Raw genomic sequence first — 24,931 nt, 5'->3', positions numbered from 1 at the left:
TTGCACGGTGTGCATGAACTCTTCGCACAGCAGGCTCGGCGGACACCGGCGGCGACCGCGCTGGTGCACGGCGACGAACGGCTGACCTACGGCGAACTCGACACGCGTGCCGACCGGTTGGCCGCGCTGCTGCGGCGGCGCGGTGTGCGGCCGGGGACGCTGGTGGGCGTGTACCTGGAGCGGTCCGCCGAGATGGTGGTGGCGCTGCTCGGCACGCTCAAGGCCGGTGCCGGCTATGTGGTGCTCGACCCGGACTTTCCGGCGGAGCGGCTGCGCGGGATGGCGGCCGACGCGGGGGTCGGGGTGGTCGTCTCCCGACGCGGGGCCCAACAGCCCGTGAGCGCCGCCGAGTCGGTGGCGGTGGAGGACTCCGAGCAGACCCCGACGCCGGCACACGCCGAGGTCGCGGTACGGCCGCACGACCCCGCCTGCGTGATGTTCACCTCCGGCTCCACCGGCCGCCCGAAGGGCATCGTCGCCTCCCACTCGGCGATCACCGGGACGCTGACCGGGCAGGACTTCGCCTCCTTCGGGGCCGGCGCGGTGTGGTTGCAGTGCTCCCCGGTGTCCTGGGACGCGTTCGCGCTGGAGCTGTGGGGTCCGCTCCTGAACGGCGGCCTGTGCGTACTGCACCCGGGGCAGCGCCCCGACCCGGTGGTGATGGCCGCTCTGGTCGAACGGCATGCCGTCACCTCCCTGTACCTCTCCGCCTCCCTGTTCCAGGTGGTCGTCGACGAGTACCCGCGGGCCCTCGCCGCGGTACGCGAACTGATCGTCGGCGGCGAGCCGTTGTCGCCCGCGCACGCGGCCCGCGCCCTGGAGCGGCACCCCGGGCTGCGGCTGAGCAACGGCTACGGCCCGGTCGAGGGCATGGTCTTCCTGACCGTCCACCCGGTCACCGCCGAGGAGGTGCGCGGCGGCCGGCCGGTGCCGATCGGCCGCCCTCTCGCCGGTAAACGGCTCCGGGTGCTGGACGAGCGGCTGCGGCCCGTCGCGGACGGCGAGAGCGGTGAGCTGTACGCCGCCGGGACGGGTGTCGCCCTCGGCTACTGCGGCCGGCCGGAGCTGACCGCCGAGCGGTTCGTGGCCGACCCGTACGGGCCCGCGGGCCGGAGGATGTACCGCACCGGGGATCTGGTGCGGCGCCGGGCCGACGGGGTGCTGGAGTATCTGGGGCGGGCCGACGCCCAGGTGAAGATCCGCGGGTTCCGGGTGGAGCCCGGCGAGGTGGAGGCGGTCCTGGCACGCCATCCGGGTGTCGTCCGGGCCGCCGTGGTCGCCCGGCCCGACGCCACGGGTGACAAGCGGCTCGTCGCGTACGTCGTCCCGCGTGACGGGGAGCGACAGCCGCCCACGGAAGGGGAGTTGCGCGAGCACGCGGCTCGCCTGCTGGCCGACTACCTGGTCCCGGCGGCCTTCGTCCTGCTGGTCGCCCTCCCCCTCACCCCCAACGGCAAGCTGGACCGCGCGGCCCTGCCGGAGCCCGGCCCGGTCACCGGCTCGCTCGCCTCGGCGACCGGGCGGCAGCCGTCGGGTGCGGTCGAGGAAGCGCTGTGCGGGCTGTTCTCCGAGGTGCTGGGGGTCGCGTCCGTCGGCCCCGAGGACGACTTCTTCGCGCTCGGCGGCAACTCGCTGATGGTGGCCCGGCTGCTGGGCCGGATCCAGCTGACGCTGGGCGCCCGGGTCGGCGTACGGACGCTGTTCGAGTGCCGGACGCCGGCGGAGCTGGTGCCGCACGTGGAGGAGACGGCGGAGAACGGCGGTCGGTCCGACGCGCCGCTACCTCTCCCGGACGGCGGCTCACTGTCCCTGTCGTACGCCCAGCGCCGCCTGTGGTTCCTGGACCGGGTCGACGCGGGTACCGCCTACACCCTGCCGGTGCTGGTGCGGCTGCGCGGCGAGGTCGATCCGGCGGCGCTGCGGGCGGCCCTCGGGGACGTGGCGGGCCGGCAGGCGGTGCTGCGTACCGTCTTCGACGAGACCGACGGCGAGCCGCGACAGCGGGTGCTCGAGGGTGCCGACGGCCTCCCACAGCTGCGGCAGGTCGACGTGGACTCGGGTGAGCTGGCGAAGGCCGTCACCGAGGCCGCCCGGCACCGCTTCGACCTCGGCGCCGAACTGCCCCTGCACGCCGTGCTGTTCAGTGTCGCGGACCGGCCGGGTGAGCACGCGCTGCTGCTCGTGCTGCACCACATCGCCGGCGACGGCTGGTCGCTGCCCCCGCTGCTGCGGGACCTGTCGCGCGCCTACGCCGCCCGGGCCGCCGGATCCGAACCGGAACTGCCCCCGCTGCCCGTCCCGTACACCGGCTTCGCGCGCCGTCAGCGGGAGCGGCTCGGCTCGGCCGGCGATCCCGGATCACTCGCCTCGCAGCAGCTCGCCTTCTGGCGCAAGGCCTTGGCCGACCTGGCACCCGGCGGCCCCCTGCTGCCCCGGCGTCCCGGACGGCCCGCCGTGCCGGGCCGGGACGCCGCCACCGTCGTACGGCGGCTGGACGCCGGCGAACACGCGCGGATCGTCGAGACGGCGCGGGTGCAGGGCGCCACGCTGTTCATGGCGCTGCACGCCGCCCTGGCCGCCGCGCTGGTGCGGGCGGGGGCGGGCGAGGATCTCGCGGTCGGGTCGCCGATCGCCGGGCGCGGGCACGACGGCACGGTGGACGACGTCGTCGGGTTCTTCGTCAACATGCTGGTGCTGCGCACCGACGCCTCCGGCGATCCGACCGCGCGGCAGCTGCTCGCGCGGGTCCGGGAGACGGCGCTGAACGCCTTCGCCCACCAGGACGTGCCGTTCGAGGAGGTCGTGGACGCGCTGGGCCCCGTACGTCCGCCGGGGCGGCAGCCGTTCACCGAGGTGGTGCTGGCGTTGCAGAACAACGCCCGCGCCGAGGTGGACCTGCCCGGCGCCGAGACCGGCGTGGAGCCGCTACGCACCGGCACGGCGCGGTTCGAGCTGCTGGTGGACGTGACGGACGACCACGGCCCGTCGGGCGCGCCGGACGGCATGACGCTGGTCTTCGAGTACCGGACCTCGTGTCTGGAGCCGGAGTTCGTGGAACGGCTGGCGGACGCGGTCGTCGAGGCGCTGCGCGCGGCGGTCACCGAACCGGACCTGCCGTTGTCCCGGCTCGCGCTGCCCGAGCCGCCCCGGCGCGCGGACCCGGCCCGGGACGCGGTGCTCGTCCCCGCCCGCGCCGACGCCGCCCCGGCGGACTCGGCCCTGCACCGGGAGATCGCCGCCGTCTGGTCCGACGTCCTCGGCGTCGACGGCGTCGGCCCGCACGACGACTTCTTCCAGCTCGGCGGCAACTCCCTGCGCGCGGTGCGGGTCGCGGCCCGCCTCACCGGTGCCGGGCGCACGGTGACCGCCGCCCAGCTGTTCACCTCGCCCACCGTCGCCGCTCTCGCCACCGAGCTGGAGCGGGCGCCGGCCGAGGCCCCCGTGGCACCGGCGCCCATCCCGCGCCGGCCGCGCGTTCCCCGGCAGCCCGGCCGCGCCGGACGTACCGACACCAGCCAGAAAGAGGTGCCATGGACCTGAGCGTGATGTTCTTCGGGGCCGACAGCCCCGCGGACACGGGGGCGGCGCCGCGGCACAGCGAGGCCTACGACGACATCCTCACCGTCGCCCGGACCGCGGACCGGCTCGGCTTCCACGCGATCTGGACGCCCGAGCGGCACTTCCAGCAGGTGGGCCAGGTGTTCCCGAGCCCGCCGGTGCTGAGCGCCGCGCTCGCGGTGGCGACCGAGCGGATCAACATCCGGGCGGGCAGCGTGATCCTGCCGCTGCACCATCCGCTGCGGATCGCGGAGGACTGGGCGGTCGTCGACAACCTCTCGCACGGCCGGATCGGGCTGTCGGCCGCCACGGGCTGGCACTCCGCCGACTTCGTGCTCGCGCCCGGCAACTACGAGGACCGCCGCGAGCAGACCCTGCGGGACATCCCGCTGCTGCGGCAGCTGTGGGCGGGCGAGGCGGCCGAGTTCACCGACGGCACCGGCGCCTCGGTCACCGTCCGGCCGCAGCCACGGCCCGTGCAGGACACCCTGCCCCTGTGGCTGACCAGCTCCGGCAACCCCGCGACCTGGGAGGCGGCCGGAGGTCTGCGCACCGGGGTGCTCGGGGCGACCGTCGGACAGAGCCGGGACGAACTCGCCGAGAAGATCGGCCGCTACCGGGACGCCTGCGCCGCCGCCCCCGACCAGGGCGGCACCGACGCGCACGGCCGGGTGACGCTGATGGCGCACACGTTCGTCGGCGCGGACGACGAGGAGGCGCGGCGGCTGACCGCCGAGCCGCTGAAGCGGTATCTGCGCTCCTATGTCCGGCAGACCACGGCGAACCGTACGGCGGACAGGGCGACGGCGGAGCTCACCGAGGAACAGACCGCGCTGCTCGCCGAGTTCGCCTTCCACCGGTATCTGTCCTGGGGCAGCCTGCTCGGCTCCGCCGAGACCTGCCGGAAGATGCTCGCCGACCTGCGCGAGCTGGGCTGCGACGAGGTCGCCTGCTTCGTGGACTTCGGCCTCGGCCGCGAAGAGGTACTGGCGGGGCTGCACCGACTGGCTGAGCTCGTGGAGGACGTGGCGTGACGGGGACTACGGGGGCGGCCGGCGCGTCGATGGCCGAGCGGTTCAGCGCGCTCAGTGGTGAGCAGCGGGTCCGGCTGATGCGGCGGCTGGTGGAGTCCGGGCAGGCGGGGCTGATCCCGGCGGTCGTACCGCCGCGGGACGGAGACGGCCCGGCGCGGCTCAGCCCGGCGCAGGAGGACCTGTGGGTGTACGAGTCGCTGTATCCCGGCACCGCGGCGCTCAACCTGTGCTGTGCCTACCACTTCGATGCCCCGATGGACCCCGACCTGCTGGAGCCGGCGCTGACGCTGGTGCGCGGGAACCACGACGTCCTGCGGGCCCGCATCGACGGTGAACCGGGAGCGCTCACCGTCACCTTCCCGCCCGAGGAGCGCTTCCGGCTGGAGCGGGAGGACCTGCGCGGCACCGGCATCACCATCGCCGAGGCCTTCGAGACCTTCCGGCTCCGTCCCTTCGACCTGGCGGGCGAACCGCTGATGCGGGCCCGGTTCGTCACGGTCGACGACCGGCGGAGCACGCTGATGCTGAGCCTGCACCACGTCATCGCCGACTGGTGGTCCTTCGACGTGCTCCAGGCCGAGTTCGCCGAGGCCCACCGCGCGACGCGCTCCGGTACGGCTCCCGCACTGACCCGGCCCCGGATCCAGTACGCCGACTTCGCTTCCTGGCAGGGCGAGTTGGAGGCGGCCGGCGTCTTCGAGGCGCGGCTGGCCTTCTGGCGCCGCTACCTCGCCGAGCCGCCGGGTCCGCTGACCGTGCCCGGTGCCCGCGCGGGGTCCTCGGAGGAGATCGCCCAGATCCCGTTCCGGGTGGACGCCCCGACCGCCCGGGCGGTACGGGCGCTGGCCCGCGAGCGCGGCGCCTCCGTCTACGTCGTCCTGATGGCGGCGTTCGCGGTCCTCGCGCACCGCCTCACCGGCGCCGACGACATGGTGCTCGGCACGCCGACCGCCAACCGGGCCGCCAAGGGTCTGGAGCGGGTCATCGGGTACGTCATGAACGCCATCCCGACCCGCTGGCGGATCCGGCCCGGGGACTCCTTCGCCGATGTGCTGTCCCGCTTCGCGGCCGACTTCCCCGAACTGATGGCCAACGCGGACGTGCCGGTGGGCCGGATCGTCTCGACGGTCGCGCCCGACCGCAGCGCCGGGCGCTCCCCGCTGTTCCAGTGGGTGTTCATGCACCTCACCCAGCAGCGCAGCGTGGCCGCGCTGCGGGAGTTCAGCGAGCCCGAGCGGATCCACACCGGTGGTGAACACGACCTCGTGGGCATCGTCCGGGACGCCGACGACGGCGCGATGGACGGCAGCTTCGAGATCCGTACGGCCCTGTTCGGCGCGGACACCGTACGGCACTGGACGGACGCCTATCTGGAGCTGCTGCGCCGCTTCACCGCCGACCCCGAGGCGCCGCTCGCCGACGTCGGTCTGCTGTCCGAGGCGGACGGGAGGCGGCTGCTGGAGCTCGGCGTCGGCCCGGCCGCTCCCGAGCCGCTGTCCCTGCCCGACCTGGTGGCCCGGCAGGCGGCCCGCACGCCGGACGCACCGGCGCTGGAGGGCACCGCGCTGACGCTGACCTACGCCGAACTCACCGACCGGGTCGACCGGTTGGCTGCGGTGTTCGCCGAGCACGGCGCGGGGCCCGGGGAGGTCGTGGCCCTCGCGCTGGGACGCACCGCGGCGATGGTGCCTGCGTTGCTGGCGGTGCAGCGGGCCGGTGCGGCCTATCTGCCGGTGGATCCGGACTATCCGACCGAGCGGATCCGGGTGGCGCTGGAGGACGCGAAGCCGGTGCTGGTGGTTGTGGGGGAGCGGGGGGTGCCCGTCGGTACGGATGTGCCGACCTTGGCGTTGAGCGATTCGCTGGAATTGCCACGGCATGTTGTGGATCGTCTGCCGCGCCATGGTGGCTGGTCGCGCAGTTCCCCGCGCCCCTTTGGGGCGACCCCGGCACTCCCCGCCGAATTGGACCCGGCGACCCCGGCCTACGTCATCCACACCTCCGGCTCCACCGGCCGCCCCAAGGGCGTCCTCGTTCCCCACACCGGTCTGGCCGCCCTCGCTCACGGCCTCGTGGATTCCATGGCGTTGACCCCGGACAGCAGGGTGCTGCAACTCGGGTCGCCCGCGTTCGACATCTCCGTGGCCGAGATGTGCATGGCGTTCGGTTCGGGCGGGACGCTGGTCGTGCCGCCGGACGGGCCGCTCGCCGGGCAGGGGCTGGCCGATGTCCTGACCGGGCTGCGGATCAACGCCACGATGCTGCCGCCGTCCGTGCTGGCGACCCTGCCCGCCGGGGAGTACCCGGACCTGCGGTCGCTTGCCGTGGGCGCGGAGGCCTGCCCGCCGGAGCTGGTGGCCCGCTGGGCCGTCGGCGGGCGCCGGTTCCACAACGCCTACGGGCCCACCGAGTACACGGTGGCCGCCACCGTCTCCGGCCCGCTCACCGGCGACGGCACGCCCCCGCCCATCGGCGCCCCGCTGCCGGGCACGCGCACGTACGTCCTCGACGAGCGGCTGCGGCCGGTGCCGCCGGGGGTGTGCGGTGAGCTGTATCTGGCGGGGCCCGCGGTGGCGTACGGCTACCTGGGCCGGGCGGGGGCGAGTGCCGAGCGGTTCGTCGCCGATCCGTACGGGGCGCCCGGCACCCGCATGTACCGCACCGGGGACCTGGCCCGCCGCCGGGACGACGGGCAACTGGAGTACCTGGGCCGCTCCGACGACCAGGTGAAGATCCGGGGCCAGCGGATCGAGCCGGGCGAGATCGCCGCCGTCCTCACCGGGCACCCGTCGGTGGATCGGGCGGTGGCCGTCGTACGGGAGGACCGGCCGGGCAGGCCGCGGCTCGTCGCGTACGTCGTCGGCAGCGACGGCGTGCAGCCCGCGCCGGACGCGCTGCTGGCGTACGCCGTCGGGCGGTTGCCCGCCGCCATGGTGCCGGCCGACGTGGTGGTGCTGGACGCGCTGCCGCTGGCGCCGAACGGCAAGCTGGACCGGGCGGCGCTGCCCGCGCCGGGAAGCCGGCCGGACGTCGGGGGGCGGGCCCCCGAGGGGGTGCGCGAGGTCACGCTGTGCGCCCTGTTCCAGGAGGTGCTGGGCGTCGAACGGGTCGGTGCCGACGACGACTTCTTCCGGCTCGGCGGCGACAGCATCATGGCGATCCAGCTGGCGGGGCGGGCGTCGGGTGCGGGGCTCGGCATCACACCGCGCGAGGTCTTCACGGCCCGTACGCCGGCCGCGCTCGCGCTGACCGCACGGGAGGCCGCGGATCTCGGCGAGGACTCCGGCACGGGGCGTTTCCCGCTGACGCCGGTCATGCGCTGGTGGCGCGAACAGGGCGGGGACGCGGCGGCGTTCACGCAGTCGATGGTGTTCCCGGTGCCGTCGGGCGTGGGCCCGGAGCGGGTCGCGGCGGCCGTGCGCGGGCTGGTCGAGCGGCACGGCGTGTTGCGGATGCGGCTGGTGGAGGGGGAGCTGGAGGTTCCCGAGGCCGTCCCCGACGTGGTGGTCGAGCGCGTCGAGGTGCCCGCCGGCGCCGATGCCCGGGAACTGGCCGAATCGACGGCGGCCTCGGTGCGGCTCGACCCGGAGATGGGCGAGATGCTGCGGGCCACCTGGCTCGACGCGGGCGCCGAGCGGCCGGGGCAGCTGTTGCTGACGGTGCATCACCTCGCGGTGGACGGGGTGTCCTGGCGGCTGCTCGGCCCCGAACTGGCCGCCGCTCTGGCCGGGGAACGGCTGCCGCAGGCGCCGGGCACGTCCTTCGCGCGCTGGGCGCGGCTGCTGGCGCAGGAGGCGGTGCGGCCCGAGCAGGCCGACGTGGAGTCGGCCTGGTGGGAGGGGATGCTGAGCGGCCCGGACGCGCGGATCGCGGGCGGCCAAGGTGTCGGGGCGCGCCGCGGTGTGCTCAGCGTGGAACTGACGCCGGAGGTCACCGAGGCGGCGCTGTCCGAGGTGACGGAGGCCTTCCACTGCGGCCCGGACGCGGTCCTGCTGACCGCGCTGGCCGCGGCGGCGCTGCGGCACCGGGGCACCGGCACCGGACTGTTGGTTCACCTGGAGGGCCACGGCCGCGAGGGACTCTCCCGGCCCGCCGACGTCTCGCGCACCGTCGGCTGGTTCACCACCCAGTACCCGGTCCGGCTGGACGCGGGCGCCGCGCTCGGCGCGGACTTCTGGCAGCCCGCACGGGACGCGGCCGGCGAGGCACTCAAGCAGATCAAGGAGCGGCTGCGGTCGGTCCCCGCGGGCGGCCTCGGCTGGGGGCTGCTGCGCCACCTCAACCCGGACACGGCCCCGAAGCTGGACCTGCTGCCCGTGCCCGACCTGCGGTTCAACTACCTGGGCCGGTTCTCCGGCGGCGACACGGCCGACGGCGAACTGCTCGGCATGGCCGCTGAGGCGCTGCCGCTCGGGCACGCCGTGGAGGTGGACGCGGTCGTCCTGGAGCGGGGCGCCGGGCGGCTGTGCCTGAGCGCCGGGTTCTCGTACGCGCGCGGGGTGCTCGGCGAGGACGACGTGCTGCGGCTGGCGCGGCTGTGGTGCGAGGCGATCGAGGTCCTGGTCGCGCATGCCCGCCGGGACGGAGCGGGCGGCCACACCAGCTCCGACTTCCCGCTGGTCGACCTGTCCGCGGACCAGCTCGCCCTGCTGGAGGACGGCCTGGACCTGGACCTGGACGACGATGAGGGGGACGACTGATGGGCGGCCGCATAGCGGACGTACTGCCGCTCTCCCCCGCCCAGGAGGGCCTGCTCTTCCACGCCCTGCGCGATCCGGACCGGCCCGACCCGTATCTGGTCCAGGCCCGCTTCCGGATCGCGCCCGGCGTCACCGGCGAGGCCCTGCGGGCCGGGGTCGCCGGGCTGCTGGAGCGGCACCCGAATCTGCGGGCGTGTTTCCGGCACGAGCACGTCGAGCGGCCGGTGCAGGTGATCCCGCGGGCGGTGAAGCCGCCGTGGACGGAGCTCGACCGCACCGGACGCACGCCGGACGAGACGCGGGCGGACCTCGCCCGGCTCATGGCCGAGGACCGTGGCCGTCGCTTCGACCTGGCCCGCCCTCCGCTGCTACGGGCCACGCTGGTCCGGCACGACGAGGGCGCCGAACTGCTGCTGACCCTGCATCACATCCTGTTGGACGGCTGGTCGTTGCCGTTGCTCGCGCGGGATCTCGAGGCGCTGACGACGGGCGGCGCCGAGCTGCCGCCCGCCGCGCCGTTCAAGCAGTATCTGGTGTGGCTGAAGGGCCAGGACCAGGTGCGGGCGCAGGCTGCCTGGCGGGAGGCGCTGGACGGTCTGCCGCGGCCCGCGCTGCTGTCGCCGGACGGTCCGCGGGGCACCGATGCCCTGGAGGACACGGTCGACGTCGAGCTCACCGCCGAGCTGACGGCGGCGGTCACCCGGCGGGCGGCCGACGCGGGCGTCACCGTCAACACCGTGGCACAGACCGCCTGGGCCCTGGTGCTGGCCCGGATGACCGGCGCCGAGGACCTGGTCTTCGGCGCGGTCGTCTCGGGGCGGCCGCACGATCTGCCCGGCGTCGAGCGGATGGTGGGGCTGTTCATCAACACGCTGCCGGTGCGGATCGCGCTGCGGGCCGGCGAGGGCGTCGACGAACTGCTGGCCCGGGTGCAGCGGGAGCAGCTGCGGCTGGCGCCGTATCACCATGTACGGCTGTCCCAGGTGCAGCGGGCGGCCGGGGCGGGCGAACTCTTCGACACGGTCCTGGCGTTCGAGAACTTCCCGCGCGCCGAGGGTCCCGCCCCGGCCGTGGAGCTGGTCGGGACGCGGGACGCGACGCACTACCCGGTGACGATCGCCGTCGTCGCCGGGGAGCGAATGCTGCTGCGGGTGAGCTGCCGCGGCGGCATCCCGGCCGCGACGGTCGGTGCCCGCCTGGCGCACGCCTTCGAAGCGCTGACGTCCGCGCACGGCATACCGGCCGACCAGCTCGACGTCCTCCCCCGCCAGGAGCGGCGCCGGCTGCTCGCCCTGGCCGAAGGCCCGACGCGTCCGGCGTCCGGGGCGCCGGGCATCCCCGGGCGCTTCGCCGAGCAGGTGGCCCGCACACCCGACGCGCCGGCCGTCGAGTCCGACGGCGATGTGCTGACGTACGGCCGTCTCGACGCGGCGTCCGACGCCCTGGCGGGGCGGCTGCGGGAGGCGGGGGTGCGGCCCGGCGACACCGTCGCGCTGCCGCTGACCCGGTCCGTGTCCATGGTGGTCGCGCAGTTGGCGGTGCTGAAGGCGGGTGCGTGCTGTCTGCCGCTGGATCCGGGGGCTCCGGCGGGGCGGCTGGCGGCGCTGGTGGGCACGGCGCACGCGCGGGTGGCGGTCACGGCCACCGACGTTCGACTGCCCGAGGGCGTGCGGGTGCTGGACGTCGACGAGAAGGGCACGGACGCGCCGACGCCGGCCGCCGTGCATCCGGAATCCGCCGCGTACGTGATGTACACCTCGGGTTCCACGGGCGAACCCAAGGGCATCGTCACCCCGCACCGGGCCGTGGTGGAACTCGCCGCCGACTCCCGGTTCGCGGGCGGCGCGCACGAGCGCGTCCTCCTCCACAGTCCGCACACCTTCGACGCCGCGACCTACGAGATGTGGGTGCCCCTGCTCAACGGCGGCACGGTGGTGCTCGCCCCGCCCGGACCCGTCACCCCCGACCTGCTCAGGAGGCTGCTGCCCGAGGCGCGGCTCACCGCCCTGTGGCTCACCGCCGAACTCCTGCGCACCGTCGCGGAGATCGCGCCGGAGGTGCTCGGCGCCCTGCGTGAGGTGTGGGCGGGCGGGGACGTGCTCGCGCCCGAGGCGGTGCGGCGGGTGCGCGAGCACTGCCCGGACACGCGGGTGGTCAACGGCTACGGGCCCACCGAGACCACGGTGTTCGCCACGGCCCACCCCGTGACGGAGGACGCCGGCGCGTCCGTGCCCATCGGCCGGCCGCTCGACAACTCCCGCGCCCACGTCCTCGACCGTCTCCTGCGCCCGGTACCGGCCGGAGCGGTCGGCGAGTTGTACGTCGCCGGCAGCGGGCTCGCCCACGGCTATCTCAACCGTCCGGGCCTCAGTGCCGAGCGCTTCGTCGCCGACCCGTACGGGCCGCCCGGCACCCGCATGTACCGCACGGGCGACCTGGTGCGCCGGCTCCCCGGCGGCGAGCTGGAGTTCGTGGGCCGCGGCGACGACCAGGTCAAGGTGCGCGGCTTCCGGATCGAACCCGGCGAGGTGGAGGCCGCCCTGGCCGCCTGCCCCGGCGTGGAGCGGGCCGTGGTCGCCGCGCGCCCGGGGCCGGGCGGCGGCAAGCGGCTCGTCGCCTACGTCATGGGCGGCGACCTGGGCCGGGTGCGGGAGCATGCGGCGCGTGTGCTGCCCGCGCATCTGATGCCGTCGGCGTGGGCGCGCCTGGACGCCGTACCGCTGACCGCGCACGGCAAGGTGGACCGGGCGGCGCTGCCCGAACCCGAGGCGGAGCGTGGGCTTTCGGGGTCCGGCCGGATCGCCCGGCCGGGGCGTGAGCAGCGGCTGTGCGCGCTGTTCGCGCAGGCGCTCGGCGTGGACGCGATCGGCCCCGACGGCGACTTCTTCGCGCACGGCGGCCACTCGCTGCTCGCCCTGCGCCTGACCGCGAGCATCCACGCCGAGCTCGGTACCCGGGTGTCGCCCGCCACGCTGTTCGAGGCGCCGACACCGGCCGCGCTCGCCGCCCGCCTCGCCGCCGGGCAGCCGGACGGGGACGCCGAGGACGCGTACGCCCCGCTGCTCGCCCTGCGCCGCGAGGGCGACCTGCCCCCGCTGTTCTGCCTGCACCCGGGGCTCGGGCTCGGCTGGGCCTACGCGGCGCTGCTGCCGCACCTCGCGCCCGGGCGGCCGGTGTACGCGCTCCAGACGCCGGTGCTGCACGGCGGGCAACTTCCGCACACGCTGGGCGAGTTGGCCGAAGAGTATGTGCCCCGCATCCGGGCGGTGCGACCGCACGGGCCGTATCTGCTGCTCGGGCGTTCCTTCGGCGGGCCGTTCGCGCATGAGCTGGCGGTGCGGCTGCGCGCGGCGGGTGAGGAGGTCGCGCTCGTCGCCGTGGTGGACTCGATGCCGAAGCCGCCCGAGGTGGCGCGGGTGCCGCTGGACCCGGCGGTGGTGGAGCAGGCGGCGCTGAGCAGCCTGCTGCGCAACGCGCTGCCCGGCGCTCCGGCCGGTCCTGGCCCGCTGGACCGGGCCGAGGTCGTCGCCCGCCTCCACGCGCACAGCGCGCTCCTCGCCGACCTCGACGAGCGGCGGCTCGGCACGCTGGCCGGCGCCATGGAGCGGTACATCGAGATGGCCCGCGCCTGGCGGCCGTCGCCGTACGACGGCCGGGTGACCCTCTTCTCGGCCACCCGCGCCTCGGAGGCGACGACCGAGGAGAAGCGCGCGGCCTGGCAGGGCTGCGCGGCAGGGGTGGACGTGCACGAACTGGACTGCGAGCACAGCGATGTGCTCACCCCGGGGCCGGTCGGCGAGATCGCCGCGGCCGTGGAGAACGTACTGGCAGACCGCACGGGGGACGGAGCACAGGCAGATGGCCGCTGACGACATCGGCACGGTCGGGGAGTACGAGGAGTACGAGTTCCCGACCTCGGACGCGCAGGCCCGGCTGCTCGTCCTGGACCACATGGATCCGGGCGCCGCGACCTACCACGTGCCGGCCGCTTTCGTGGTGCGCGGGCCGTTCGACGCGGCCGCCTTCGGGCGCGCACTCGACGCGCTCGTCGCCCGGCACGAGTCACTGCGCACGGTCTTGCGCACCGGCCCCGACGGGGTGCCGCTCCAGATCGTGTCCACCGCCGGGCGGGTGGAGCCGCGCGTGGAGCGTGACGTGCCCGTCGCCGAGGTGGAGGCTCTGATGCACGCGGAGGCGGCCCGTCCCTTCGACGTGGCGACCGGCCCACTCCTGCGCTGCACGCTGTACACCGTGACCGACGGCAGCCACCGCATCCTGCTCGTCGCCCACCATCTGGTCTGCGACGGCTGGTCGCTGGGTGTGCTGCTGCGCGAGCTGTCCGCCGGGTACGAGAACGAGACCAAGGGCCTGCACCACACCCCGCCCGAACTGCCCCTCCAGTTCCCGGACTTCGCGTCCTGGCAACGTGAGCGGCAGACGGCAGGCGAGTACGCCGGCTCGGTCGCGCACTGGGCCGAGCGGCTGCGGGGTGCCCCGGAGGCGGTCGCGCTGCCGCTGGACCGGCCGCGCGGGGCGGTGCGTACGGCGGCGGGCGGCACCGAGCGGTTCACGCTGCCGGCCCGGGTACGCGCGCGGCTCGCCGAGACGGCCCGGACGCGCGGCGGCACCCCGTTCATGGCGGTGTTCGCCGCGTACGCCGCGTTCGTGAGCCGGCTCTCGGGCTCCGAGGACCTGGTGATCGGCTTTCCCGTCTCCGGCCGGGACCGCCCCGAACTCCAGGACATGGTCGGCATGCTGACCAACACCCTCGCCCTGCGGATCGACCTGTCCGGCGACCCCTCGTACCACGGCCTCATCGACCGTCTGCGCACCGCACTGCTGGACTCCCAGCCCTACCAGGACGCCCCCTTCGAGGCGGTCGTCAACGAGGTCGCCCCGGCCCGCGAGATCAGCCACGACCCGGTAGTACAGGTGGTCTTCGGCTACGACGACGACACCGAACTGACGCTGAGCCTGGCCGGCGCCGAGGTCGAACGGGCTCATGTGGCCCTGGACACCGCGAAGTTCGACTTCCATCTCCAGGTGGAGCGGTGGGGCGAGGATCTCGCCGCGTATCTGATCTACCGCAGCGCACTGTTCGACACGGAGACGGTACGGCGGTGGGTGCGGTGCTTCGAGACGCTGCTGGAGCAGCTCCTGCAGCGCCCGCAGGCCCCGCTGTCGACGCTCGACATGCTCCCGCAGGACGAAAAGGAACGCCTGCTGGCAGCGCCCCTCAGGGGCGCGGGGAACTGCGCGACCAGCCCCGACGAACCCGCAGCCGCCCAACAGCACAGCGCGGCACCCCCCAAGGCGCACCTGGTCCCAGACCTCGTCGCGAACCAGGCCACCACCCGCCCGGAGGCCACCGCGCTGGTCTGCGGCGACCTCCGCCTGACCTACGCCGAACTCCTGCGCCGAGCCGACCACTTGGCAGCACGCCTGCAGGCACACGGCGTACGCCGAGGAGACCGCGTCGGCCTGCTGCTCCCCCGAGGCGCCGACATGGCCGTCGCCGCCCTCGCGGTCCTGCGCGCCGGCGGCGCATACGTGCCGCTGGACCCGGCACACCCCGCCGCCCGCCTCGCCTACATGGTCACCAACTCGGCCACGTCCCTGCTGCTGACGGCGGCGCGGACGACGGGCCTGGCCGGGACGGACGTACCGGAACTCCGCGTGGACGAGCACCCGGACACGGTGCCCGCGTTCACCCCCGCGACGTGCGCCCCCGGCGACCTCGCCTACGTCCTCTACACCTCCGGCTCCACCGGCGTCCCCAAGGGCGTGGCCGTCGAGCACCGGGCGCTGCACAACCTGGCGGTGAACGTATGCCCCGTGTTCCCGGTGACCGGGACGGACCGTGTCCTGCAGTTCGTGTCGTTCGGCTTCGACGTCGCCGTGTCCGACCTGTTCTTCCCCTGGGTCGCGGGCGCGGAGCTGCACATCGCGCAGGAGGACGAGCGGCTGGGCGAGGCACTTCAGGCGCGGCTGCGGGACTCCCGCATCACCTACGTCTTCCTGCCGCCGTCCGCCGCGATGACGCTCCCCCGCTCCCCGGGCGCGCTGCCCGAGCTGCGCACCCTCGCGGTCGGCGGCGAGGCGTGCCCGGCGGAGCTGGTCGAGCGGCTCGGCGAGGAGGGCCGCCGCATCGTCAACGCGTACGGCCCTAGCGAGGCCACGGTGTACTCGACCACGGCCGATCTGCGCCCCGGCGAGCCGGTCGTGATCGGCCACGCGGTGCCCGGCTCGCGCGCCTACGTCCTGGACCGCCGTCTGCGCCCGGCCCCGGTCGGCGTGACCGGCGAGCTCTACGTCGCCGGCGCCACCCTGGCCCGCGGCTACATCGGCCGGCCCGGGATGACGTCCGAGCGCTTCGTCGCCGACCCCTACGGCCCGCCCGGCAGCCGTATGTACCGCACCGGCGACCTGTGCCGCGTCGACGCGCATGGCGTCCTGCACTACCTGGGCCGCAGCGACTCGCAGGTGAAGCTGCGCGGCTACCGGATCGAACTCGGCGAGATCGAGGCCCTGCTGGCGAACCATCCCGAGGTGACGGTGGCCGCGGCGGCGGTGCGCGGAGACGGGGCCGATCAGCGGCTGGTGGCCTATGTCGTCGGTCAGGACACGGCCCCCTCGGACGAGGCCCTGCGTGCCCATCTCACCCGACGGCTCCCCGGCTACATGGTCCCGGAGGTCTTCGTGCGCCTGCCGGAGCTGCCGCTGAACCGCTCCGGCAAGATCGACCGGTCCCGGCTGCCCGAACCCCCCTCCTCGCGGCCCCGGCTGAGCGAGTCGTACGCCGCCCCGGACAGCGCTGCCGAGCAGCGTGTGGCCCGGGTCTGGCAGCAGGTGCTGACCCTGGACCGGGTCGGCGCGCACGACAACTTCTTCGACCTGGGCGGCAATTCGGTACGGCTGCTGGCCGTGCTCGCGGCGCTCCAGGAACACCCCGAGTACCGGGACCTGACCCTGATCGACCTGTTCCGGCATCCGACGGTCGCCGCCGTGGCGGCCCATCTCGACCGTACGGCCGGACAGATCGCACCCCACGAGGAGGCGGCCCGGCGCGGCAGCGACCGCCGGGCGGCCCTGCACAAACTCCGTTCCAGGAAGGGCACGAAGCGATGACGACCGAGGAAGCCGCACCGTACGACCTTGAGTCCGCGGTGGCCGTCGTGGGGATGAGCGGACGCTTCCCCGGCGCCCCCGACCTGGACACGTACTGGGCCAACCTGCGCGACGGCGTCTGCTCCCTGTCCGCCTTCACCGAGAAGGAACTGCTGGCCGACGGGGCGGACCCGGCCGACCTGAGCAATCCCGCGTACGTCCCCGCCCACGGGTATCTGGCGGACGCGGACCGCTTCGAGGCCGAGCTCTTCGGCTTCAACCGCACCGAGGCGGCGGCTCTCGACCCACAGCACCGGGTGCTGCTGGAGAGCGCCTGGGCCGCCCTGGAGGACGCCGGGTACGCCCCGCTGAACGGCCCGTCCCGCACCGGCGTGTACGTGGGCGGCAGCCCGACGGAGCACTCTTTGGCCGCCGCCACGGACCCGGCCCTTGCGGCGTCGATCGGCGCCCTTCAGGTCCGTATCCTCACCGACCGCGAGTTCCTGGCGCCCTGGATCTCCTACCGGCTGGGCCTGGACGGGCCGAGCATGACGGTCCAGACCGCTTGCTCGACCTCGCTGACGGCGGTCCATCTCGCCGTCCAGGCCCTCCTGCTCGGCGAGTGCGACGCCGCGCTCGCGGGCGGCGTGTCCATCGCCGGCGTGCGCAAGCAGGGCTACGTCCACTACCAGGGCGGGATCTTCTCGCCCGACGGCCGCTGCCGCCCCTTCGACGAGAAGGCGGCAGGCACGGTGCCGGGCAGCGGGGTGGGCGTGCTGGTGCTGCGCCGGCTGGAGGACGCGCTGGCCGACGGCGACCCCGTGCGGGCGGTGATCCGGGGCACCGCGGTCACCAACGACGGCGCCGGCAAGGTCGGCTTCACCGCTCCGGGGGTGGACCAGCAGACGGCCGCGATCACCGAGGCGTGGGCGGCGGCGGGGCTGGAGCCGTCGGCGGCGCAGTACCTGGAGGCGCACGGGACCGGTACGGAGCTGGGGGACCGGATCGAACTGGAGGCGGCGAGCGCGGCGTTCGGCCCCGGCGGCGACATCGCCCTCGGCTCGGTGAAGTCGAACATCGGGCACGCGGACGCGGCGGCCGGGGCGGCGGCGCTGATCAAGACGATCCTGATGCTGGAGCACGGGACGCTGGCCCCGACGGTGGACGTCACGAGCCCGGTCACCGCTCTCCAGGGATCACCGCTGCGGCTGGTGACGCAGACGGCGGAGTGGCCGAGCAGGCCTGGCCTGCCCCGGCTGGCCGGCGTGACGTCGGTGGGCATCGGCGGCACGAACGTGCACGTGGTGGTGCAGGAGGCGCCGGAGCGCGGGGCGGGCGCGAGTGCCGCCGAGCCGACGGTGCTGCCGCTCTCGGCCCGCACCGACCCCCAACTCGCCCTTGTTGCCGCCAGGTTGGCGGCGCGCCTGCGCGAGGCGGACGCCCCGTCCCTCGCCGACATCGCACACACCCTGCGCACGGGCCGGGTCGGGATGCCCGTGCGCGCCTACGTCGTGGCCGCCGGCGCACGGGAGGCGTCGGACAAGCTCACGGCACTGGCCGAGGGCCACCGGGATACGGCGCGGGACCCTCTGGGCGAGGCGTGGCTGAGGGGCGAGGAGGTGACCTGGCCGGCCCTCGACGCCGGTGTGCGGCGGGTGCGGCTGCCGGCGTACCCGTTCGCGGGCGAGAGTCACGGCGCGCTGACGTTGCGCGGCCCGGCGGCTCGGACGACGCCCGACAGCCCGTCACCCGCGCCGGAGAACGAGCTGGAGGCCAGGGTCGCCGAGTTGGTGATCGAGGCGCTGGATCTCGACGGCCGCGCGGGCCTGGAGCGGACGTACTTCGAGGCGGGCGGCGACTCGCTGACGGCCGTGCATCTCGCCGGACGGCTCCGCGACGAGCTGGGCATCGACGTACCGATCCAGCTGTTCCTCGAACCGATCACCCTGAAGGACATGACGACCCGCATCGTCGAGACCAAGGAGCACGGCGAGGCGGACGGCGCCCTGGACGCGCTGCTCTCCGAGTTCGAGGCGGAGTCATGACCGTCCCCGACATACGCACCCGCTGGTTCAGGGGCGTGCGCGCGCCCGCCGCGAAGATCCGTCTGGTGTGCTTTCCGCACGCGGGCGGAGCGGCGGGCACCTTCCACGACTGGGCCACGCTGACACCACCGGAGATCGAGGTCCTGTCGGTGCAGTACCCCGGCCGCCAGGACCGCCTGCCCGAGCCGTGCGCGGCCACGATGGACGAGCTGGCGGACGCGATCACGGCGGCCCTGCTGGACGAGCCGGGCGACGACCTGCCTTTGGCGCTGTTCGGCCACAGCATGGGTTCGTCGGTGGCGTACGAGGTGGCCCGCCGGCTGGAGGAGGTCCCCGGCCGCACGCCCGTCCGGCTGTTCGTGTCGGGCCGCACCCGGCCACGCCTCGCACAGGAGCTGGCACCGCGGTCGGCCCCGACCGACGCCGACATCCTGAACCACGTGCGCAGACTGGATCCGCAGGGCGCCGCGCTCTACGATCACCCCGCGCTGCGGGCCGTGATCATGAAGTCCCTGCGCGCGGACTTCGGGCTCCTCGCGGCGTACCGCCCGACGCGCCTGCACCGGCTGAGAGTTCCGGTCACGGCCTGCGGGGGCGACGGCGATCCCGCCTGCCCGGTGGAGGACCTCGCGGCGTGGTCGGACGTCACGACCCAGGGGCTGGACGTCCGGGTCTTCGAGGGGAACCACTTCTATCTCAACCCGCGGAAAGAGGAGTTGGTCGGGTTCATCACCGCGCAGCTGCTGTGAGGCGGCGCGCCGTCCGTATGTGCTGGACATGAAAAACCTGGGCATGTTTCCCTTTCAACGACCTTTCAACGACCAAAGGGGCATGCCGAGATGAGCCAGCCCGCCGCGCCCGCGCCCACGCCCCGCAGGGTCGTCGTCACCGGGCTGGGCGCGGTCACCCCGCTGGGTCTCGGGGTCGGTGAGTTGTGGCGGGGACTACTCGACGGGCGACACGGGATACGGGAGTTGGCCGGGGAGGAGTTCGACGGCCTGCCGGTGCGGGTCGCCGGGGTCGTGCCCGTGGATCCCGCCGGGCTGCTGCCCCGGCCGGTGGCGCGGCGGATGAACCGGGCCGCGCAGTTCGGGATGCTGGCGGCCCGCGAGGCGTGGGCCGACGCCGGGTTCACGGCGGGCGGCACGCGGGAGAGCGGGGTCGATCCGGCGCGGGTGGGGGTGAGCCTGGGCGCCATACTCGGTGACGCGTCCGTGCTGGTGGGCGGGGACCGCAGGCTGCGGGAGAAGGGGCCGCGGGCCGTCTCGCCGCTCACCACTGCGATGACGGTGCCCTCGCAGGCCGCCTCTCAGGTCTCGCTCGACCTGCACATCACCGGCGAGGCCCGGACCGTCACCAGCGCGTGCGCGTCGGGGACCGAGGCCATCGGGCAGGCGATCGACCGCATACGGTACGGGCGCATCGACGTCGCTCTCGCGGGCGGCGCCGAAGCGGTCGTCACGCCGGCGATCATGGCGTCCTTCGCCGCGATGCGGGCCCTGGCCGGCGGGGCCGCGTCACCGGACGCCACACCCTCCCGCCCGTTCGCCAAGGACCGGAGCGGGTTCGTCAACGGCGAGGGAGCCGGGATCCTCGTCCTGGAGGCCGAGGAGCACGCCCGGGCCCGTGGGGCGCGGATCTACTGCGAGGCCGCGGGCTGGGGCCTGTCCGCCGACGCCCACCACATGGCCGCGCCCGACCCGTCCGGCAACGGCATCGCGCTGGCGCTGCGGCGGGCCCTGCTGGATGCCGGGGCCGGTGTCCGGGACGTCGTCCACGTCAACGCCCATGCCACGGCGACGGCCGAGGGCGACCTCGCGGAGGCGTGCGCACTGCGGGCGGTTCTCGGGGAACGGGCCGTACCGGTCACCGCGCTCAAGGGACACCTCGGGCATCTCCAGGGCGCGGCCGGCGGGGTCGAGGCCGTGGCGGCCGTACTGACGCTGCGTCACGGGGTGATACCGCCGACCGTGGGCTGCGACGAGGTCGACGACGCGATCGTTCTGGACGTGGTGCGGGGGGCGGCGCGGGCGCTGCCGGAGGACGGGGACGTGGTGCTGAGCAATTCGTTCGGGTTCGGCGGGCACAACGCGGTGTTGGCGCTGCGGCGGGTGTAGGCGGGGCGGTCAGGCGAGCCCCGGCGCCGCTTCCCGGTCCCCTCCTGGTCACGCCGTGCGCTTGCGTGACGTCGTCTTCTTCGCGGTCGCCTTCTTCGCCGTGCTCTTCGCCGCCGACTTCTTGGCGCCCTGGGCCGACTTGGACGTCGTCTTCGAGGCCGACGTCGAGGCCGACTTCGATGTCGTCTTCTTCGCCGAGGCCGTCGTCTTCTTCGCCGCGGTCTTCTTCGCCGCCGACGTCGACTTCTTGCCTGCCGTCTGCTTCGGGGCCGCTCGGGCCGACTTGCGCTGGGGCAGGCGTCTGACCTCGGCAGCCTCCTCCGGCGCCTCGCCGCGGGACTCCTTGGCGGCGCGGACGCTGCTCTCCAGGGCCGCCATGAGGTCGAGGACCTTGCCGCCGGCCGCGGGCTCGGGGAGGGAGGGCAGGGCCTCGCCGGACGCCTTCGCGGCGATGACCTCCTCGACGGCCTCGCGGTACTCGTCGTGCAGATCGTCGAGGTCGACCTCGCCGAGGGTGTCCATCAGGGCGTCCGCGAGGTCGAGTTCCTGGTCACGGACGGTGACGTCGGTGTCGGGGGCGACGCCCTCCGGGGCCCGCACCTCGTCCGGCCAGAGCAGGCCGTGCATGGCGATGGCGTCGCCGACGACCCGGAGCATGCCGAGCCGTTCACGCCCGCGCAGTGCGAACTTGGCGATGGCGACCTTGTTGCTGCGCTTGAGCGCCTCCCGCAGCAGGGTGTACGGCTTGGCGGCCGGGGCGCCGCTCGCGGCGAGGTAGTACGCCGCGTCCATCTGGAGCGGGTCGATGCGGTCACCCGGCACGAAGGCCACGATCTCGATCGTCTTCGCGGTCGGGATCGGCAGCTGGGCCAGGTCCTCGTCGGTGATGGGGATCATCGAGCCGTCGGCGTCCTCGTAGCCCTTGCCGATCTCGGCCTGGCTGACCTCGCGGTCCTCCAGTTCGCAGAACTTGCGGTACCGGATCCGGCCGCCGTCCTCGGTGTGGATCTGGCGGAAGGAGATCGAGTGGCTCTCGGTCGCGTTCACCACCTTGATCGGGATGCTGACCAGGCCGAAAGAGATGGCGCCGTTCCATATGGATCGCACGTTCAGCACCTTTCGAGGCAGTTCCGGCCGGTTTCATGTGATTCTCATCGTATGACGCCGATCACAGAGGTGGAGGGGCGGCGGCTCGCGCTCAGCAACCTGGAGAAGGTGCTGTATCCGGCGACCGGGTTCACCAAGGGCGAGGTGCTGCACTACTACGCGACCACCGCCGACGTACTGCTGCCGCATCTGCGCGACCGGCCGGTGTCCTTCCTGCGCTACCCGGACGGCCCGGACGGGCAGGTGTTCTTCACCAAGAACGTCCCGCCGGGCACCCCCGAGTGGGTCACCACGGCCGAGGTCCCCCGGGTCGAGGGGCCGGCGCGGATGGTGTTCGTGCAGGACCTGGCCAGTCTGATGTGGGCCGCCAATCTCGTCACCGAGTTCCATACGCCCCAGTGGGTGATCGACGCGCCCGGCGAGGCCGACCGGCTGGTCTTCGACCTCGACCCCGGGTCACCGGCCGGCGTGGTGGAGTGCTGCGAGGTCGCCCTCTGGCTGCGGGAGCGGCTGGCCGCCGACGGCATCGAGGCGTACGCCAAGACGTCGGGCTCCAAGGGCCTCCATCTCGCCGCGGCCATCCGGCCGGCCCCTTCCGCGCAGGCCACCGAGTACGCCAAGGAACTCGCCGTGGAGGCCGAGAAGGCCCTGCCCCGGCTGGCGATCCACCGGATGACGAAGAGCCTGCGGCCGGGAAAGGTCTTCGTCGACTGGAGCCAGAACGCCGGGCGCAAGACGACGGCGACGCCCTATACGCTGCGGGCCCGCCGCGAGCCCACGGTGTCGGCGCCGGTCACGTGGGACGAGGTCGAGACCTGCCGCTCCCCGGGGTCCCTGATCTTCACGGCCCCCGACCTGGCCCCCCGCCTCCAGGACTACGGCGACCTGCTGGCACCGCTGCTGGACGCGGACCGGGCGGGTGGGCTGCCGTGACCGGCTTCGCCTCCGGACGCCGGTCGTGCCTTTCAGCCACCCGGAACCGACCCGTACCGTCAGCCGGCGGCCAGCCACACCCGCCGGTCCCGGGCCATCGCATGCAGCGCCTCCACATCGGCCGGCTTCAGCACCCCGCCCGTCCGGGCCAGGCCCTCCACCTCCGTGTCCTTGAGGACCCGTACCTCCCGAAGGGGCCCGGTGATCGTCACGTCGGCCGGGGTGACCAGGGCGAGGACCGGGCGGACCTCGGCGGTCAGGGCGTACGACGCGCGGTCGGCGTCGGCGCGGACCCGGCGCAGCAGCGGGTACGCCTCGCGGCGGCCGAGGGCGACCATCGGGTCGGCGACCGTGACCTTCTGCTTACGGGCGTACAGGGCGTGCAGCGCGAACAGCCCGCCGGGCCCGATCACCAGGTGATGGATGCGGTCGCCGCCGGGCAGCGGCACGGAGTGCAGCGCGTGCCAGCCCACGCCGTCCAGCCGGTCCAGCGCCTCCCCGACCGTCTGCTCCGCGGTCAGCGCCCGCCGCCGCGGGTCCGGCCGCAGGCGGTGCGTCGGACCCGGATCCCGGTCCAGGGCGATGAGGAGCGCCTCGCCGGGGCGGTTGGGCGCGAGGTCGTCGTCGGGGTGCAGGGTCAGGCGGGCGAGCTCGGCGGGCGTGGGGACCGGGGGCGGACCCACCGTCACCGGGCCGGTGATGAAGGGGCCGAGCGCCTCCAGCACATCCTCTCTGCTCGCGTCGCTGAGCAGGTTGATCCGGCCCGCCTCACGGTCGTACCAGGCGAGGTTGCGGCCGTCCGTGAGACAGACGTAGAGCCGTTCCTGGCCGTGCCGCCAGGTCGGTATGACGCGCAGTCCGTTCATGCACCATCACCCCATGACCATGGGAACAGGCGGGGTGCTGCGGGGGCAAGAACCCGGTTACCTTTGAGAGGAGTTGGGGAGGCGCCGTTGCGTACCCGCAGGAAGCAACCCGACGTACCTGCTCCGGACAGCCCGTGGAGCGAGATCGTGCCCGGCCTGTGGATGGGCGGGCACGAGTTCCGGGGGCGCTCGGGGCAACTGGAGTTCGCCGTCGTCAGGGACGAGTTCGATCTCGTGCAGACGCTGCTGCGGCTGCCCGGGCACGGACCCGATCCCGGCGTGGCGCACCATGTGTGGCCGATCCCGGACGGGCCGCTGGACGGCACCCAGCTCGCGGGGGTGATACGCCTGGCGGAGGCGGCGTGCGAGGCCATGGACGAGGGCCGCAGGGTCCTCGTGCGCTGCTATCACGGCTACAACCGCTCGGGGCTGGTCGTCGCCCACGCCCTGGTCCGCCGGAGCCACTCCGCCGAGCAGGCGATCCGGCTGATACGCTCCCGCCGCTCTCCGTGGGCCCTGCACAACGAGCTGTTCGTCGACTACCTCCGAGCCGGACTGTCGACCGCGCGGCTCCTGGAAGAGCTCGCCGAGTAGCCCTTCGCCCGTCCGCCCACCGGGTGCGCAAAAAGGACTTCCGTACGAATAGGGTGTACGGGCCGACAACACCCCGAGCCCCAGGAGAACCGTGCCCCGCACCCGCCTCACGCGCACCGTCGCGCTCAGTGCCCTGGTCGCACTGCTGCTGACGGCGGCGACGGCCTGCGGTGATGCCGGGGGACTCCAGGGCTCCGGCCCGACCGAGACCGCGGTCAGCCCGGACAAGCTCTGGCCGCAGCTGACGCCGGCGTCCCGGCCGGCCTATGAGATCGGCGAGGTGAACCGGGAGGTCGTGAAGGGCGTCATGCTGCCCGGGGACGACATCCACGACGTGAACCCGGTGACGGTCGTGCGCAAGGAGCTCGACAAGAGCCCGGGGGACTACGAGGGCAAGGACGCGCAGTACCGCGAGACCGGCCGTCTGATGGCGCAGTGCGCGGGCGGCGCCGGCCATGGGAAGTGCCCGGTGCTGCGGCCCTACTTCCGGGACCTGACCGGCGACGGGCGCCCCGAGCTCACGGTCGGCTTCCGGCTGATGCCGGGCAGGACGACCGCGGTGCGCGTCTACACCGTCGAGAAGCACCGGCTGATGCAGGTGATGAGCTGGGACGACGCCGTCAGCAGCGTCGAGCTGGCCGGACGGTCGGTGATCATCCGTTCGCCGTCCGAGGTCGCCGGGTACGAGTACCGGCTGCAGTGGACCTGGGACGCGGACCAGAAGGCGATGCTGCTCACGCACGACGAGATGCTGCGCACCGGCCCCCGCAAGAAGACGCCCCACCTGTTCCCATGGTCATGGGGTGATGGTGCATGAACGGACTGCGCGTCATACCGACCTGGCGGCACGGCCAGGAACGGCTCTACGTC

Annotated in this window: 12 protein-coding genes and 1 pseudogene; 11 read left to right on the top strand and 2 right to left on the bottom strand. The window is 74.2% G+C overall.

Annotated elements, in window-relative coordinates:
* The first annotated feature begins 9 nt into the window (after positions 1–9).
* The 8 genes and pseudogenes from EAO75_RS04755 to EAO75_RS04720 form a co-directional block, all read left to right on the top strand.
* Positions 10–3,540, top strand: a complete 3,531-nt coding sequence (locus EAO75_RS04755) for an amino acid adenylation domain-containing protein (protein WP_261989183.1) — start codon at positions 10–12, stop codon at positions 3,538–3,540.
* Positions 3,531–4,592, top strand: a complete 1,062-nt coding sequence (locus EAO75_RS04750) for a MupA/Atu3671 family FMN-dependent luciferase-like monooxygenase (RefSeq protein ID WP_147993718.1) — start codon at positions 3,531–3,533, stop codon at positions 4,590–4,592. Before EAO75_RS04755 ends, EAO75_RS04750 begins: the two co-directional genes overlap by 10 nt.
* Positions 4,589–9,292: a non-ribosomal peptide synthetase gene (locus EAO75_RS04745; protein ID WP_147993717.1), complete on the top strand. Its 4,704-nt coding sequence runs from the start codon at positions 4,589–4,591 to the stop codon at positions 9,290–9,292. The genes EAO75_RS04750 and EAO75_RS04745 overlap by 4 nt, the downstream gene beginning before the upstream one ends.
* Positions 9,292–13,161 (top strand): non-ribosomal peptide synthetase, encoded by a 3,870-nt coding sequence (locus tag EAO75_RS04740; RefSeq protein WP_147993716.1) that lies wholly within the window; start codon positions 9,292–9,294, stop codon positions 13,159–13,161. The genes EAO75_RS04745 and EAO75_RS04740 overlap by 1 nt, the downstream gene beginning before the upstream one ends.
* Entirely contained in the window at positions 13,151–16,420 is a 3,270-nt protein-coding gene (locus EAO75_RS04735; RefSeq protein ID WP_187284306.1) for a non-ribosomal peptide synthetase, read from the top strand. The genes EAO75_RS04740 and EAO75_RS04735 overlap by 11 nt, the downstream gene beginning before the upstream one ends.
* Positions 16,417–18,444 carry a polyketide synthase gene (locus tag EAO75_RS04730; RefSeq protein ID WP_147993714.1) on the top strand — a complete coding sequence of 676 codons (2,028 nt, stop codon included), beginning with the start codon at positions 16,417–16,419 and terminating at the stop codon, positions 18,442–18,444. The genes EAO75_RS04735 and EAO75_RS04730 overlap by 4 nt, the downstream gene beginning before the upstream one ends.
* Positions 18,441–19,193 (top strand): thioesterase II family protein, encoded by a 753-nt coding sequence (locus EAO75_RS04725; protein ID WP_147993713.1) that lies wholly within the window; start codon positions 18,441–18,443, stop codon positions 19,191–19,193. The genes EAO75_RS04730 and EAO75_RS04725 overlap by 4 nt, the downstream gene beginning before the upstream one ends.
* Before the next feature lie 120 nt (positions 19,194–19,313).
* Positions 19,314–20,561 (top strand): annotated as a pseudogene (locus EAO75_RS04720) (beta-ketoacyl-[acyl-carrier-protein] synthase family protein); the annotation flags it as partial.
* Positions 20,562–20,609: 48 nt separating this feature from the next.
* Here EAO75_RS04720 and EAO75_RS04715 read toward each other — a convergent pair.
* Complete coding sequence (locus EAO75_RS04715; RefSeq protein ID WP_147993711.1) at positions 20,610–21,677, bottom strand: Ku protein; 1,068 nt, start codon at positions 21,675–21,677, stop codon at positions 20,610–20,612.
* 42 nt (positions 21,678–21,719) lie between these two features.
* Between EAO75_RS04715 and ligD the strand changes: the two genes are divergently transcribed.
* Positions 21,720–22,601: a non-homologous end-joining DNA ligase gene (gene ligD, locus EAO75_RS04710; protein ID WP_147993710.1), complete on the top strand. Its 882-nt coding sequence runs from the start codon at positions 21,720–21,722 to the stop codon at positions 22,599–22,601.
* Positions 22,602–22,660: 59 nt separating this feature from the next.
* On the opposite strand, the gene EAO75_RS04705 is transcribed toward ligD, so the two are convergent.
* Positions 22,661–23,467 carry a nuclease-related domain-containing protein gene (locus EAO75_RS04705; RefSeq protein ID WP_147993709.1) on the bottom strand — a complete coding sequence of 269 codons (807 nt, stop codon included), beginning with the start codon at positions 23,465–23,467 and terminating at the stop codon, positions 22,661–22,663.
* A gap of 87 nt (positions 23,468–23,554) precedes the next feature.
* On the opposite strand from EAO75_RS04705, the gene EAO75_RS04700 reads away from it, so the two are divergent.
* Together EAO75_RS04700 and EAO75_RS04695 are read left to right on the top strand one after the other, a co-directional pair.
* Entirely contained in the window at positions 23,555–24,061 is a 507-nt protein-coding gene (locus EAO75_RS04700) for a dual specificity protein phosphatase family protein (RefSeq protein WP_147993708.1), read from the top strand.
* 91 nt (positions 24,062–24,152) lie between these two features.
* Entirely contained in the window at positions 24,153–24,878 is a 726-nt protein-coding gene (locus tag EAO75_RS04695) for a hypothetical protein (RefSeq protein ID WP_147993707.1), read from the top strand.
* Positions 24,879–24,931 lie beyond the last annotated feature (53 nt).

This window comes from Streptomyces sp. UW30 (assembly GCF_008042075.1).
In the GTDB taxonomy this organism is placed as follows: domain Bacteria; phylum Actinomycetota; class Actinomycetes; order Streptomycetales; family Streptomycetaceae; genus Streptomyces.
Note: the sequence above shows the minus strand (reverse complement) of the source record. Positions and strands in the feature narration are given on the sequence as shown.

What these genes read in the sequence shown, in the direction of transcription:
- EAO75_RS04750 (WP_147993718.1), top strand. Translation starts at nt 3,531, where the DNA reads ATGGACCTGAGCGTGATGTTCTTCGGGGCCGACAGCCCCGCGGACACG.
- EAO75_RS04740 (WP_147993716.1), top strand. Translation starts at nt 9,292, where the DNA reads ATGGGCGGCCGCATAGCGGACGTACTGCCGCTCTCCCCCGCCCAGGAG.
- EAO75_RS04735 (WP_187284306.1), top strand. Translation starts at nt 13,151, where the DNA reads ATGGCCGCTGACGACATCGGCACGGTCGGGGAGTACGAGGAGTACGAG.
- EAO75_RS04730 (WP_147993714.1), top strand. Translation starts at nt 16,417, where the DNA reads ATGACGACCGAGGAAGCCGCACCGTACGACCTTGAGTCCGCGGTGGCC.
- EAO75_RS04725 (WP_147993713.1), top strand. Translation starts at nt 18,441, where the DNA reads ATGACCGTCCCCGACATACGCACCCGCTGGTTCAGGGGCGTGCGCGCG.
- ligD (WP_147993710.1), top strand. Translation starts at nt 21,720, where the DNA reads ATGACGCCGATCACAGAGGTGGAGGGGCGGCGGCTCGCGCTCAGCAAC.
- EAO75_RS04705 (WP_147993709.1), bottom strand. Translation starts at nt 23,467, where the DNA reads ATGAACGGACTGCGCGTCATACCGACCTGGCGGCACGGCCAGGAACGG.